The organism is Alkalihalobacillus alcalophilus ATCC 27647 = CGMCC 1.3604 (genome assembly GCF_000292245.2).
Taxonomy (GTDB): Bacteria; Bacillota; Bacilli; order Bacillales; family Bacillaceae_D; genus Alkalihalobacillus; species Alkalihalobacillus alcalophilus.
In genome coordinates this window covers 1-13153 of sequence record NZ_ALPT02000103.1, presented here as the reverse complement: position 1 = coordinate 13153, position 13153 = coordinate 1, and the positions used below count along the sequence as shown (strand labels likewise).

Sequence of the window (13153 nt, the reverse complement as noted above, 5' to 3'; positions counted from 1 at the left end):
CCGGATGACAAAGGGCTGTTTCATCTCGACAAACTCGTCCATTCGCTTGATTTTAAAATAAGCTCGATCTTCTACCATTACAAAGCGAGAGTCTACTAATTGTTCTCCAACAGGACCATCGTGCATAAGGCCAGTCGATTCAACGACTTGAAAGGGCATGTCGGCTTGTGGTGTATAGCTGACATGGAGTTTTACCCCTGAACGCTCACCATGGTAGACCGCCCAGGGAAGACGTGCCTTCCCAACCGTAATCGTTGTTGAGTCGACAATTAAGAGATCCTTCACCTTAGAAAGGTTCATTGCTCGACGAGTCATTCGATTACATTTGGACACGACTATATCAAATAGCTTCTTCATGAGGTGGAAAGGGACATCACTGGCTTTCTTTGAAAGAGTAGAATGGTTAATTTGTGGCAGACCATATTGATCGCCGACATCCGCACAATGGCGATAACTCTTAAACTCATTCATCGATGCACAAACGAGGTACTTGATCAACGTTAAAACATCGAGTTTACGTGCCGTATCTTTATAACCAGTGGCAAGCTGAATATCGGCAAGTTCTTTTTCTGAAACAATCTTTTGAAGCAAATTCGGGAATATGGTATTCTTGTTCATGAGACACCTCTTCTTGGGTTTGTAGTCGGCAAACTCCATTCTACAAGAAAGGTGTCTCTTTTTGTTTATTTTTTGGATTTTATTGGTTAATCAACACGCCTGTAATTCTGATTTTCTTTTCGATAAAAAAACGACTACTTTATTTTTGTAGTCGATAGCATGTTTTCTTCTCGTTCTACATCCTCATGGGTACTTTTTACAAAACCCAAGTCACAATACATAAACAACTGTACACCATTTTCCAATTGGTTGAGCGTATAAAACGGCTGCCTCAATCTACAAACCGTGATTTTTTAGATAGGTAAGACTTTGAAATATAGTTACCCTTTGGTGGTTAACCTCTATCTACTAGATTAATGAGGGTTATTTATCATGTAAGACAGTTCTTTATAGAATGCAAAAGTAAGCGTACTAAATCATTACGATTTAGTACGCTTATTTCTATTGTAATTTGCGTTGCTAATACGTGATTATTAATAATTCAATAATTTTCCTGTGAACAGCTTTTTCCTCGCAGACACATGTACACGTCACACTATATCGGTTCGGCATTAAATAATTTTAAAGTCTATAATACATTCATTAATTGTTTATTGCATTATTAATATAATAAAAAATCGGGAGAAACATACGAAATGTATGTTTCTCCCGAATCCATTTTTGTAAATACCCTGTGTCATTTAATATTAAAATGATGTGTCATTTCAAATAAAAACTTGTGACATTTTATCTTAAAATCCACATCTACACAGTTAAAAACTCTATCCCAAGCCCCTACTCGACTGTCACGCTTTTCGCTAAGTTACGTGGTTTATCAACGTCACAATCACGGTGTAGGGCTGCGTAATAAGCGATCAACTGTAATGGTAAGACCGACACAAGTGGTGTTAAGAATTCGTGGACAGCTGGGATGACGAATGCGTCTGTTTCTTCGTTCATTCCTTCCATGCTGATGATGCATGGGCTTGCGCCACGTGCCGCGACTTCTTTCACGTTTCCGCGAATGCTTAGGTTTACGTGTTCTTGTGTGGCAAGAGCGATTACAGGTGTGCCATCTTCAATTAAGGCAATCGTTCCGTGTTTTAACTCTCCACCGGCAAATCCTTCTGCCTGGATATAAGAGATTTCCTTTAACTTCAAGGCCCCTTCTAGACATACATAGTAGTCAGCGGCACGGCCGATAAAGAAGGCATTTCTTGATACAGCTAAATAATGACGAGCAATTTTTTCTAGCTTTTCTTTTTGATCAGTTAGAACTTCCATCGCATTTGCGACAATACCTAGCTCTTGTAATGGATCAAAGTCAAGCTCAATTCCTTGTGCGTTCGCTGTATCAACAGCAAGTAATGTAAAGACAGCCATTTGAGCCGTGTAAGCTTTTGTGGAGGCTACTGCAATTTCTGGTCCAGCAAACGTGTGTAACGTAAAGTCTGCTTCACGTGAAAGTGTGGAGCCTGGAACATTTGTAATCGTTAAGGCTTGGTATCCATGTTTTTTCACTTCGACTAACACACCACGTAAATCTGCTGTTTCTCCACTTTGAGAAATAAAAATAAAGAGTGGGTTCTCCGATAAAAGTGGCATATTATATAAAAACTCGCTGGCAATATGCACTTCTACTGGACGTTTTGCTATTTTTTCTATTAATTGCTTTCCAACAAGACCAGCATGATAGCTCGTTCCTGCTGCAATTACATATATACGATCAGATTGTTTCATTGCGTCACGGATGTCATCATCTAAACGAATCGTTCCGTCTTCATTTTGGTATTGTTGAATGATATTACGAATAACAAAAGGCTGCTCATCAATTTCTTTTAGCATGTAATGAGGGTATGTTCCTTTTTCAATATCACTTGCATCATATTCAGCGATAAATGGCTCACGTGTTCTTGTTTCACCGTTTAACGTTTTGATAACTACATGATCGCGACTTAAAATCACGTATTCTTCGTCCATGATTTCTAAGAATTGCTTTGTCACTTGTAGCATTGCCATTGCATCTGATGCAATCACATTAAAACCATCACCAACACCAATTAATAAAGGACTTTTACTTTTGCCGACATAGATGATCTCACTATTTTCGCCATCTAATAATGCAATCGCATAAGAGCCTTTTAATAAAGACAATGTATGACTAAATGCGGATTCAACAGATTGGCCTTCTCCAACAAATTTCTCAATTAATAACACAATGATTTCCGTGTCTGTGTCACTTGCTGGTTTAACATCTGTTAAGTATTCGCGTGATAGCTGTTCGTAATTTTCAATAACTCCATTGTGAACCAATGTAAATCGCTCAGTTTTACTTTGATGTGGATGTGCATTAATTCGACTTGGTTCTCCGTGTGTTGCCCAACGTGTATGCCCAATACCTACTGTACCGGCAGCCTTTTCGTCAACCACACTACGTAAAGTCGCAATCCGTCCTTTTTCCTTAAATACCTCGATTCCTTCTTTCGCAACTAAGGCAATCCCGGCTGAATCATAGCCACGGTATTCAAGCTTTTCTAACCCTTTCAAAAGAACTTCCTTCGCATCATTTGTTCCAATATAACCGACAATTCCACACATAATAAGTTACCTCCCATAATTGGGGGCAAGCAATCATTCAGGGACATACTCGCCCCCACTCTTTTCATTTTTTTATGGGCATGCAGCTTTTGATTTTGTCCAAAGAGTCACCCCTTCGTTTTTTACAAAAGCTTAACGGTCGTCATGCGGCAACCGGAGGGCATCCGCCGAAAAAATCGATAAACCCTCACCTCGTCAACTGCCTTTCTTTCCGTTCAAAAGCAGTCCTGGCGCTTTAATTATGATTAAAACCCTCTCCACCTTTCCATCATAGAATCGAATTTAATCATAACGTAAAGTTGTCCGAACGTCAATTTACAAAATCATTACTAGAGGTATGAGTATTTTTCGTTACTCACCATAAAAATATGCATAAGCGACCGAGAAGGTGCACTTATGCATCTCATTCTAAACTATTCGTTTAAGCCCATTTCCGCCTTCACAACGTCTGCGATAGATGTGACAAATTGTTGACAAAGTTCTTCCGTTTTTGCTTCCACCATCACCCTTACTAATGGCTCTGTTCCAGAAGGCCGAACGAGGACGCGGCCTTCACCGTTCATATCGTCTTCTACTTTTGTAATGGCTTCTTTAACCTTTTCATTATCTGTCACCGCATGTTTATCTGTAACTCTAATATTAACGAGCTGTTGTGGAAACGTCTCCATCTCACTTGCTAATTCAGATAATGGTTTATTCGTCGCTTTCATAATATTGACTAGTTGAAGAGCCGAAAGCAAGCCGTCTCCCGTTGTAATATAATCTAAGAAAATAATATGGCCCGACTGTTCACCACCAAGATTGAAGTCACCTTTTCTCATTTCTTCCATCACATAACGATCGCCAACAGCGGTTTGTTTTGTTTCAATACCTTCTGCTTCTAACCCTTTATAAAAGCCAAGATTACTCATAACGGTCGAAACAACCGTACCATGCTTTAGCCAGCCCTGCTCCTTCATAAACTTCGCACAGATAAACATAATATGATCGCCATCGACAATGTTTCCTTTTTCATCAATCGCAATTAAACGATCGGCATCACCGTCAAAAGCAAGACCGATTTGGGCTCCTTTTTCAACAACAAAAGCTGCCAACTTCTCAGGGTGTGTTGATCCACACTCTTCATTGATGTTTACTCCGTTTGGCGATGTCCCCATTGTAGAAATATCGGCCTCTAAATCAGCGAATAGATACGGGGCAATGGAAGATGCCGCTCCATTAGCACAGTCAAGCGCTACGTGAACTCCTGAGAAGTCTTGTTGCACCGTTTGTTTTAAAAACTGAAGATACTTCTGTCCACCTTCAAAATAGTCACTTACTTGTCCTAGTGACCCACCTGTAGGGCGCGGTAATTCATCTGCTTTATCGAGCAGCTCTTCAATTTCAGCTTCTTGTTCATCTAATAATTTAAAGCCGTCTGGACCAAAAAACTTAATTCCATTATCAGGAACAGGGTTATGAGAAGCCGAAATCATCACTCCTGCATTGGCACTTAATGCTTTTGTTAAATAGGCCACACCTGGAGTTGAAATCACACCAAGTCGCATTACCTCAGCTCCGATTGATAATAATCCAGCCACAAGCGCACTTTCAAGCATCTCTCCTGAAATCCTTGTATCTCGCCCTATAACCACTCGTGGATGTGTCGTATCTTTTGTTAAGACATGTCCACCCATTCTACCTAATTTAAAAGCTAATTCTGGTGTTAATTCGGTATTCGCCACACCACGAACACCATCGGTTCCAAAATATTTTCCCATATTGTTCATTCTCTCCTTCAAGACCTATCAATCATCAGATTCTTCTAGTCTGATATTCACAGTAATCGTATTTTGACTAGCTACAAAAGCAAAGTCTCTTGGTCCATTAACTTGGACATCGACCTCGTGTTCTCCTTCCCCTTCTTGACTAACGTCAATAAACACTTGGATGTCTTCTCTTGTCAGTTCTTCAAGTCGGCTAAGAGCTCCTCGGGCCAACACCGTAATCGTAGACGGTTCACCACTTGCTAACGAAACCGTTGTACCGGCGGATTCACCTACAATTTCTAAGCTTATATCTTCAAATTCTCTATCCACTTTCTCTGAAATCGTCGGGGTCACCAGTATCGTTTCTGGCTCTACTTGTTCAATGCCCTCTGGTAAAGGTATTTCCAATTCAACTGGCTCGCCATCTTCTAATTCAGATAACTCTAAAATGATCCCTTCTAATACATCAATTTCATCAATAACTTCTGCGGATCCAAAAATCGTTACTTCTCGCGGCTCAACTACTAAAGATTCCAAACTTAAATCATCCGGCAATTCACCTTCACGTGTGATTTTAATTGGCACAGTCTTATTTGGACTCGTAATTGGTACCTTTACCTCAACAATGGAAGGTTCCGTTTCAAGCGATAACTCATTGCCATTACGGTCATATAGTTTAACTGGGACTGTATCTTCTACAGGACCATCTGCCTCACTTATATTAACATATGCTTTCGCGGTTGCAACCTCTGCCACAGCATCCCTTGCTGCTTTAACTGTCACGTTAACAGGCGTCACAATCGGTGTTCCAACAGAATAACCTTCCTCGACTTCTTCCTCATTTACTAATTCTACCGTTACAGGTAAAGAGTACGTCTGCTTCTCTTGTAAAACAACCCTTGCATATTCAGGCACAATGGCTACTGTTACATCATTTCGAAAACCTCGATGCTCGACTTGTAATGTATGTGTACCTTCTTCTTGAGCCGTAACATCAACAAAAACCTCATAGCTAGGCCTCATCATTTGAAACATCTGAATCGACGTTTGACTCCCTGTCAATGTCACTTGAACTGTTTCTGTTTGATCAATTAACGAATAATTTTCCTCATCATAATAAACCGTTAAAGGAACTTCCCCAACTGTATGTGTACTTGATGATAAAGTCGGTAATAGTCCCGGCTGGTTGTTAATATTATCTAAATTCACCATCGTAAATAGCATTAACGCAATAAAAAAAGAAATGATTTTTACAAACCAATGACTGTTAAATAACTTATCCATTTTTCTTCCCTCCCCACTGCCAACGAGAAGATTGGGTCGGTGCTGATTTTTCTAACTCATCGTTTAGGAGATCTCTTAATTTCTCTTCATCAATATCCCTGTGGAGCTCACCATTTTTCGTTAAAGAAATACTGCCTGTTTCCTCGGAGACAATAACCGTTAAACAATCGGTCACTTCACTTACCCCTAATGCAGCACGGTGCCTTGTCCCTAATTCTTTTGAAATAAAAGGGTTCTCTGAAAGTGGCAAATAACAACCTGCTGCTAAAATTCGATTATCTTTTATGATGACAGCCCCGTCATGAAGTGGCGTATTTGGAATAAACGTATTAATTAATAGCTCAGAAGTTAAGTTAGCGTTCATCTGAATGCCTGTCTCCACATAATCGGTCATTCCTGTCTCTCTTTCAATTGACATTAAGGCCCCAATTCGACGTTTCCCCATATATGTAGAAGCTTTAATAATCGCTTCAACCGAGCGCTGATTCACTTCCTCCTGTGGAGCACTTCGGCCGGAAAAGAATCTTCCTCGTCCTAATTGTTCCAAGGCTCTTCGTAACTCCGGCTGGAAAATAATGATGACCGCCAGCACCCCATAAGTCACCGTTTGAGTCATAATAAACTCTAGAGTCCTTAAACCAAACAAACGACTTATGAACCAGACAGCAAGAACTACCGTAATTCCTTTCACTAATTGCACTGCCCGAGTTCCACGTATAATCATAATTAATTTATATATAACGAAAGTCACCAATAAAATATCAACAATTTGACCTAAATATTCAAATATCACTATATCTTCTAAAAACGGGAACATGACTACCCTCCAAACCGCATCATCCAGTTATCTATCTTTGCTTTAATTTGTGTTTTTATCGCAACCATTAAAAAAATGTAAAAAAATAAAAAGCTCTTCCTTTCAGTGAGAAAGTTCAGCTTCCACCTTCATCAAAGTTAACAAGTAGCCACAACTTCTGAAAGTACACTTTGGGAAATAGGAATGTCTTTCTAGTATAAGCAAATACCACTAAATACATCCTTTTATTTCCTTAGCTTTTCTTCATTATAGCATAGTTTCCCTTCATAACCGAATTCAAACGATTACTGTCATAACAAGGATTTAAGAGATTTTCACACATGTAGGGGCCAAAATGAAGCTCATCAAATCGGATCAACCCATTCCCCGAAAAAAACTAACATGCTTAGACTTTATCACTAATATTGTGATGAAGTCTTTTCAGCCGCTCTTGTTCGTTCCTCCCACTTTTAAAAGGAAAAATTACAAAAACACCCCAGGCACTATAAGCACCTGAGGCAAATCAACAATAGAAATCACACTTAACCGTCATAATCATTATTATTATTCGTTATCGAGACAACTTCAGTAAAGAAGGTTTTTATATGATACCAAACCCATTCTAGAGCTTTGTTTACTTCACTAATTTCTCCTGAAACATGACCAGCTGAGGCTAAGTAAGGTTCACTATTCACTAACAGAACATTCCCTCTCACTTCACCCTCCACAATTAAATTGCCATTTTTTACGGTCAAATCACCATGAATGATTTCACCTTCTGGAACGATAACTTGGCCTGTTTCATGGTCGACAATCACGTTCCCAGGACCACTTACAGAAATCCCTTCTTGATTTTCAAACCACATTGACGTAATGCTTGCTGTCATTAGGAGGAAAAAGATAGCAGCTGCTGTTAAAAGGGGGTGCTTTCTTAAATGCCCCTTCCATTTTGATGTCGTCTTCTTTTTCGGCAATTTTGCCATAACTTTATTCGTAAAATCCTCAGGTGCTTCGATATGTGAAGCACTTTGAACAAAGGCAATCGCCTTTCTTAATTGATTCACATGTTCACGGCATATTTCACATTTCTCCGTATGTCTATATAATTCAAGCTTTTCTTCACTTGTTGCTTCACCATCAAAATATTTATCAATCAGTTCATTATACTTACGCTCACATTGCATCTTCATTCCTCCTCTCTATACATCCTTCATCCGTTTCCTTAAAGCTTCACGTCCTCTGTGTATTCTCGTTTTCACTGTGGAAACAGGCATATCAAGAATATCAGATATCTCTTTAAGGGATAAATCCTCAATGTATTTCAAAATAATAACGGTTCTATATTTTAGAGGCAGCCGATTAATTTCATCTTGAACCCACTCTTGAAGTTCTAATGTCACAACTTGTTCCTCTGGTAAAGCTTCATCTGCCGCTATTTGAGATTCGTATGTCAGCCCATCGGCCCCTTTTACTTCTTCTTGTAAATAATAATCCGGTTTCTTTTTTCGTAACCTGTCAATCGCTACGTTAGTGGCAATTCGAAATAGCCAAGTAGAGAACTTCCGATTAATATCATACTGCTCAATATTTGTATAAGCACGGAGAAAAGCTTCTTGTGCTACGTCTTGAGCCTCATAAGAATTCCCAACCATACGATAGGCTACTTGATATACTTTATCTTTAAAGAGTTCCACTAGCTCAGCAAATGCTTGCTCGTCACCCTTCTTCACTTCCTTTATGATCCTTTTCACTAATTTATCCATTGCAAATCCCCTATTTTCCTCTACTATGGTTTACGAATTAATCCGATACAAGTTTCACTTATTTTTTATTTTACCACGAATTTTTAAAATTTCTTCCTTTTTATGTTTATCATGCAATTTATTTGGGAACAGTTTTTATAAAGGTATATGAACAAACTAATATTTTTGTAAAGGGGATTACAAAGATGAAAAAATATGCCTCAATCGATAGACTTTTAAATGATATCGAAAAAAACCGCGACAAACTTAATAAATTGGCATTAGAATCGAACCTTCAATCCAATGAAGTCATCTCATGTAGCCAGCAATTAGATGTATTAATTCATCAATACCAAAGTATGGTTCAAACTCGCTCATCTTAATAAATCAAATTTTTACTTCCATAATAGATATAATAATTTAAACAATAAAAAGGAAGAGACCTTCGATAATCCCTATCTTAAGGTCTCTTTTTCATTCAAAAAAACCCGCACTATTTCGTCGATGAAATAACACAGGTTTTAAAACAGATGGAGCCTAGCGGGATCGAACCGCTGACCTCCTGCGTGCAAAGCAGGCGCTCTCCCAGCTGAGCTAAGGCCCCAAAAGATTGGAGCGGAAGACGGGATTCGAACCCGCGACCCCCACCTTGGCAAGGTGGTGTTCTACCACTGAACTACTTCCGCAGCTAGACAAAAAATGCTACTTAAGCTTAAGCAGCATTCAAAAATGAGCCATGAAGGACTTGAACCTTCGACCCTCTGATTAAAAGTCAGATGCTCTACCGACTGAGCTAATGGCTCAAAATTATCTCTATAAAAGATATAATTGGCTGGGCTAGCTGGATTCGAACCAACGCATGACGGAATCAAAATCCGTTGCCTTACCGCTTGGCGATAGCCCATTAATGAAAGTGGTGGAGGGGGACGGATTCGAACCGCCGAACCCGGAAGGAGCGGATTTACAGTCCGCCGCGTTTAGCCACTTCGCTACCCCTCCACAAAAGAGTGCCGGCCAGAGGACTTGAACCCCCAACCTACTGATTACAAGTCAGTTGCTCTACCAGTTGAGCTAGGCCGGCATAATTAAAAAAATGGTGGAGGATGACGGGATCGAACCGCCGACCCCCTGCTTGTAAGGCAGGTGCTCTCCCAGCTGAGCTAATCCTCCATTTTGTCTTCAGATAAGCTTCAAATATCTTCGTCTAGTTCGTGTTTCTCCTTCAGTCACGTACGATGTACGCTCCTTCTCTCGAACACTTCCTATCCTCGATCTTTTCGCTTCTCTTCGGCAACTGTCTTTTATGCTTCAAATATCTTCGTCTAGTTCGTCTTCTCTTTCAGTCACGTACGATGTACGCTCCTTCTCTCGAACACTTCCTATCCTCGATCTTTTCGCTTCTCTTCGACAACTGTCTTTTATGCTTCAAATATCTTCGTCTAGCTCGTGTTTCTCCTTCAGTCACGTACGATGTACGCTCCTTCTCTCGAACACTTCCTATCCTCGATCTTTTCGCTTCTCTTCGACAACTGTCTTTTATGCTTCAATTAAAATTGGTGACCCGTACGGGATTCGAACCCGTGTTACCGCCGTGAAAGGGCGGTGTCTTAACCGCTTGACCAACGGGCCTTAACAAACATTTCTTACTGACAAAAAATATTATAACTAATTCTACACAAAAAGACAAGCTTAATTTTATATTTTTTTATTTTCTTTTTTAAAATGAGAAATAGCTTGAAAATAAGAACTAATGTTCGTATAATAAGGATTAACATTATCATAACTAGGAGTGACTTTTTTATGGAGAGAGTGAGTGAACTAAATGAAAAAAAGCTACTTCACCTTCTAGAATACGTGCGAACATCTGCACAAGAAGAAACAAAATTAGAAGTAGCCGAGTGTATGTTAGACTACGGCATTGACATACAATTAATTGGAGCAGTAACCGGCTTAAAAAGAGATGAAATTATAAAAAAAATTTAAAACAAAAAGGCTTCTCCACTCTTCTTCTGCAATTCATCTAATGTTCAATCGCCGGTCCTTGAAAGAGGACCGACTATTTCCTCTTCCCCTACCTTGATATATAAAGCCTTTCGAACCATCCCCCAAATTACACTCCTAGCCAATTCGTAAGCCCCACATAATCACAGCTGTAAGAACACTAAAAACAACACCTACTAAGCCAAAAATAACTGCCCTAGTTATTGTCTGCCTTAACCAAACCGTATTTTCCTCGATTTTATCAATGCTCTTTACCAAGTTGCCCAACGCCTGCTCCTGTAGTTGAACTTTTGTTTCTAAGCTAGTAATACGACTATCTGATGTCTCTTGTTTTAATTTCAATTGTTCAACATCCTTCGAAAGCTGCGACAGGGACTTCTCCGTTTGAGACTTCTCCATCTGCTTTCCTCTCCTAACTATTGAGTTTAAACACTTTCCAAAGAAAGTAATATATGGACGTGCTTAATATATTATATTTCTCTAATGGGAAGTTGGCACAACAAGTACCCTTTCCTTCAAATTTCCACTGATGTCACTTACTTCTTAGTACCTCTTAACACACCATCAGCAATAAGCAAGAACCTAAATAAAGTGTCATTTGCCTAAAACCTTATACTAGCTATCTGCATATCGTGTAATATCCCCATATGAAAGGCGGTGTTTTTATGGGATTCTACGGCGGAGCTGGCTACGGATGTGGTTATAACTATGCACCAGTTGCAGGTTATGGTGGCGGTTGTGGTAATGGGTTTGCGCTAATCGTTGTTCTATTCATCCTACTCGTCATCATTGGCGCTTCTTACTGCAAATAATGATATGAAACCTGATCAACGAAAATAACTACAAGCCAAACCCCCAAACGATAGACCAATCACTTGGGGGTTTAGTTTTATTGCTATTATTTTTTTACAGCTAAAACATCACATTTTGCATGTCTAAGCATTGCATCTGCTACACTTCCTACCATAAATCTAATCCACCTGCTTTGACCTGTTGCCCCGCAAATCATTAAATCTGGCTTTACTTCTTTCGGTACCATTCCTGTCAACATATCACGAGGGTCACCTATTGATATATCAACTTGCACTTTTGTGATTCCAGCTGCTTCGGCTTTTTCTTTATACCCTTGAACTAGCTCCTCGCTTTGCTTCATCGCTTTATTATTCACAGACAATGGAACAGAGGATAAAGCTCCATTTACATAGACCATATTCGGAATAACATTAGCGATCGTTAAAGCTCCTCCCACTTGTTTAGCTATCCTTACTGCTTCTGCAAATGCATGGTCAGCTTGTTCTGAACCATCAACTGCGATTAAAATATGCTTATAGGATTTCAAACTGCTTTCCTCACAATCCTTAACCATTAAATAATCACAAGGAGCATTTCGTATAGAGGCCTCAGCTACACTACCTGTTAAAAACTTCTCAATTCTATTCCTACCTGTCCTTGAAGTAATTAATAAGTCTGCATTCTTTTCTTTAACCAGTTTATTCGACAAATCCACTCTTGGATTTCCATTTATAAAATAAGTTTCAACATTCTCTAATCCGTTCTCTTCTGCTTGCTCTTTATACGCCCGAAGCATAGTCTCAGTCTTTTTCTCCCAGGCAGCAATGAGATCCCCCGTGTATAACGAATGTGAGCCGCTTGGGAGATTTTTCACATCTATTACATGACCAATAACTAATGTAGCGTCATTAACCTTTGCCAACTCAATTGCCTTTAGCAAAGCTTGTTCAGACTGCTTTGAACCATCCACACCCACCAAAATTCGTTTATACATAGTTCATTCCTCCTTATCTGATAAAGAATTAGATTATTTCTAATTCTACCTTTATTATAAGTGATAATAGAGTTTTGCTTTGGTACAAATGGTTACGTATTTGTGAATAAATTCACAACTAAAATTGTCTTTAACTAAAACACATCTTCTCTTCATACTAAAAGAGCGACCTCGATAGGAGACCGCTCTAAAATGATGTAATTTATCTATGTTGTTATACAAAGCTTCCAACCGGGCTCGAACCGGTGACCTCTTCCTTACCATGGAAGCACTCTACCTGCTGAGCTATGGAAGCCCGAAAATATAAAAAATAATACAAAAATGGCTCCACAGGTAGGACTCGAACCTACGACCGATCGGTTAACAGCCGATTGCTCTACCACTGAGCTACTGTGGAACAATAAAGAAATATAAAAAAAGGTCGCCTGGCAACGTCCTACTCTCACAGGGGGAAGCCCCCAACTACCATCGGCGCTGAAGAGCTTAACGGCCGTGTTCGGCATGGGAACGGGTGTGACCTCTTCGCTATCGCCACCAGACTTTTTGACTTCAGATAAGCTTCGTATTTCTTCGTCAACTTCTCTCCCTCAGTCATGTCACG

The 13153-nt window shown here is 39.6% G+C and carries 12 protein-coding genes, 10 tRNA genes and 1 rRNA gene; 3 read left to right on the top strand and 20 right to left on the bottom strand.

Features of this window, described 5'->3' with window-relative positions:
* The 7 genes from BALCAV_RS18900 to sigW all read right to left on the bottom strand — a co-directional run.
* The coding region (locus tag BALCAV_RS18900) for a transposase (protein ID WP_040324238.1) at positions 1–618 on the bottom strand (618 nt) is incomplete at its 3' end.
* Between the two features lie 774 nt (positions 619–1392).
* On the bottom strand, positions 1393–3195 hold the full coding sequence (gene glmS / locus BALCAV_RS18895; RefSeq protein ID WP_003320544.1) for a glutamine--fructose-6-phosphate transaminase (isomerizing): 1803 nt from the start codon (positions 3193–3195) through the stop codon (positions 1393–1395).
* A 413-nt stretch (positions 3196–3608) separates the two neighbouring features.
* Positions 3609–4955, bottom strand: coding sequence for a phosphoglucosamine mutase (glmM, locus tag BALCAV_RS18890; protein WP_003320542.1), 1347 nt, complete (start codon positions 4953–4955; stop codon positions 3609–3611).
* 27 nt (positions 4956–4982) lie between these two features.
* Positions 4983–6227: a CdaR family protein gene (locus BALCAV_RS18885; protein WP_003320541.1), complete on the bottom strand. Its 1245-nt coding sequence runs from the start codon at positions 6225–6227 to the stop codon at positions 4983–4985.
* Positions 6220–7044 carry a diadenylate cyclase CdaA gene (gene cdaA, locus BALCAV_RS18880; protein ID WP_003320540.1) on the bottom strand — a complete coding sequence of 275 codons (825 nt, stop codon included), beginning with the start codon at positions 7042–7044 and terminating at the stop codon, positions 6220–6222. The genes BALCAV_RS18885 and cdaA overlap by 8 nt, the downstream gene beginning before the upstream one ends.
* A 521-nt stretch (positions 7045–7565) precedes the next feature.
* Entirely contained in the window at positions 7566–8207 is a 642-nt protein-coding gene (locus BALCAV_RS18875; RefSeq protein ID WP_003320539.1) for an anti-sigma factor family protein, read from the bottom strand.
* Positions 8208–8222: 15 nt separating this feature from the next.
* Positions 8223–8786: an RNA polymerase sigma factor SigW gene (sigW, locus tag BALCAV_RS18870; protein ID WP_003320538.1), complete on the bottom strand. Its 564-nt coding sequence runs from the start codon at positions 8784–8786 to the stop codon at positions 8223–8225.
* 185 nt (positions 8787–8971) lie between these two features.
* Between sigW and BALCAV_RS21840 the strand changes: the two genes are divergently transcribed.
* A complete protein-coding gene (locus tag BALCAV_RS21840; protein ID WP_003320537.1) occupies positions 8972–9148 on the top strand; it encodes an aspartyl-phosphate phosphatase Spo0E family protein in 177 nt (58 codons plus the stop codon).
* 148 nt (positions 9149–9296) lie between these two features.
* On the opposite strand, the gene BALCAV_RS18865 is transcribed toward BALCAV_RS21840, so the two are convergent.
* The 8 genes from BALCAV_RS18865 to BALCAV_RS18830 all read right to left on the bottom strand — a co-directional run bounded on the left by BALCAV_RS18865 (position 9297) and on the right by BALCAV_RS18830 (position 10394).
* Positions 9297–9369: transfer RNA gene (locus BALCAV_RS18865), tRNA-Ala, on the bottom strand.
* Positions 9370–9376: 7 nt separating this feature from the next.
* Positions 9377–9451 (bottom strand) — tRNA-Gly (locus BALCAV_RS18860).
* 44 nt (positions 9452–9495) lie between these two features.
* Positions 9496–9568, bottom strand: a tRNA-Lys gene (locus BALCAV_RS18855).
* A 26-nt stretch (positions 9569–9594) separates the two neighbouring features.
* Positions 9595–9669, bottom strand: a tRNA-Gln gene (locus BALCAV_RS18850).
* Positions 9670–9679: 10 nt separating this feature from the next.
* Positions 9680–9764 (bottom strand) — tRNA-Tyr (locus BALCAV_RS18845).
* 9 nt (positions 9765–9773) lie between these two features.
* A tRNA-Thr gene (locus BALCAV_RS18840) sits at positions 9774–9846 on the bottom strand.
* Positions 9847–9859: 13 nt separating this feature from the next.
* Positions 9860–9935: transfer RNA gene (locus BALCAV_RS18835), tRNA-Val, on the bottom strand.
* 384 nt (positions 9936–10319) lie between these two features.
* Positions 10320–10394: transfer RNA gene (locus BALCAV_RS18830), tRNA-Glu, on the bottom strand.
* Positions 10395–10565: 171 nt separating this feature from the next.
* On the opposite strand from BALCAV_RS18830, the gene BALCAV_RS18825 reads away from it, so the two are divergent.
* Positions 10566–10748 (top strand): hypothetical protein, encoded by a 183-nt coding sequence (locus BALCAV_RS18825; protein ID WP_004427129.1) that lies wholly within the window; start codon positions 10566–10568, stop codon positions 10746–10748.
* 135 nt (positions 10749–10883) lie between these two features.
* On the opposite strand, the gene BALCAV_RS18820 is transcribed toward BALCAV_RS18825, so the two are convergent.
* Positions 10884–11165, bottom strand: coding sequence for a hemolysin XhlA family protein (locus BALCAV_RS18820; RefSeq protein WP_004427130.1), 282 nt, complete (start codon positions 11163–11165; stop codon positions 10884–10886).
* 266 nt (positions 11166–11431) lie between these two features.
* Between BALCAV_RS18820 and BALCAV_RS21835 the strand changes: the two genes are divergently transcribed.
* Positions 11432–11578 carry a YjcZ family sporulation protein gene (locus BALCAV_RS21835; RefSeq protein WP_004427132.1) on the top strand — a complete coding sequence of 49 codons (147 nt, stop codon included), beginning with the start codon at positions 11432–11434 and terminating at the stop codon, positions 11576–11578.
* 86 nt (positions 11579–11664) lie between these two features.
* Here the strand turns inward: BALCAV_RS21835 and BALCAV_RS21340 are convergent, their stop codons facing one another.
* The 4 genes from BALCAV_RS21340 to rrf all read right to left on the bottom strand — a co-directional run bounded on the left by BALCAV_RS21340 (position 11665) and on the right by rrf (position 13091).
* Positions 11665–12552, bottom strand: coding sequence for a universal stress protein (locus BALCAV_RS21340; RefSeq protein ID WP_004427134.1), 888 nt, complete (start codon positions 12550–12552; stop codon positions 11665–11667).
* 222 nt (positions 12553–12774) lie between these two features.
* Positions 12775–12847 (bottom strand) — tRNA-Thr (locus BALCAV_RS18805).
* Positions 12848–12874: 27 nt separating this feature from the next.
* Positions 12875–12949, bottom strand: a tRNA-Asn gene (locus BALCAV_RS18800).
* Between the two features lie 26 nt (positions 12950–12975).
* Positions 12976–13091: ribosomal RNA gene (gene rrf / locus BALCAV_RS18795) — 5S ribosomal RNA — on the bottom strand.
* Between the last annotated feature and the right edge of the window lie 62 nt (positions 13092–13153).

Bases quoted from the DNA above. Each gene is read 5' to 3' on its own strand.
- BALCAV_RS21835 (WP_004427132.1), top strand. From the start codon at position 11,432: ATGGGATTCTACGGCGGAGCTGGCTACGGATGTGGTTATAACTATGCA.
- BALCAV_RS21340 (WP_004427134.1), bottom strand. From the start codon at position 12,552: ATGTATAAACGAATTTTGGTGGGTGTGGATGGTTCAAAGCAGTCTGAA.
- BALCAV_RS18825 (WP_004427129.1), top strand. From the start codon at position 10,566: ATGGAGAGAGTGAGTGAACTAAATGAAAAAAAGCTACTTCACCTTCTA.
- glmS (WP_003320544.1), bottom strand. From the start codon at position 3,195: ATGTGTGGAATTGTCGGTTATATTGGAACAAATGATGCGAAGGAAGTT.
- BALCAV_RS18885 (WP_003320541.1), bottom strand. From the start codon at position 6,227: ATGGATAAGTTATTTAACAGTCATTGGTTTGTAAAAATCATTTCTTTT.
- glmM (WP_003320542.1), bottom strand. From the start codon at position 4,955: ATGGGAAAATATTTTGGAACCGATGGTGTTCGTGGTGTGGCGAATACC.
- cdaA (WP_003320540.1), bottom strand. From the start codon at position 7,044: ATGTTCCCGTTTTTAGAAGATATAGTGATATTTGAATATTTAGGTCAA.
- BALCAV_RS21840 (WP_003320537.1), top strand. From the start codon at position 8,972: ATGAAAAAATATGCCTCAATCGATAGACTTTTAAATGATATCGAAAAA.
- BALCAV_RS18820 (WP_004427130.1), bottom strand. From the start codon at position 11,165: ATGGAGAAGTCTCAAACGGAGAAGTCCCTGTCGCAGCTTTCGAAGGAT.
- BALCAV_RS18875 (WP_003320539.1), bottom strand. From the start codon at position 8,207: ATGCAATGTGAGCGTAAGTATAATGAACTGATTGATAAATATTTTGAT.
- sigW (WP_003320538.1), bottom strand. From the start codon at position 8,786: ATGGATAAATTAGTGAAAAGGATCATAAAGGAAGTGAAGAAGGGTGAC.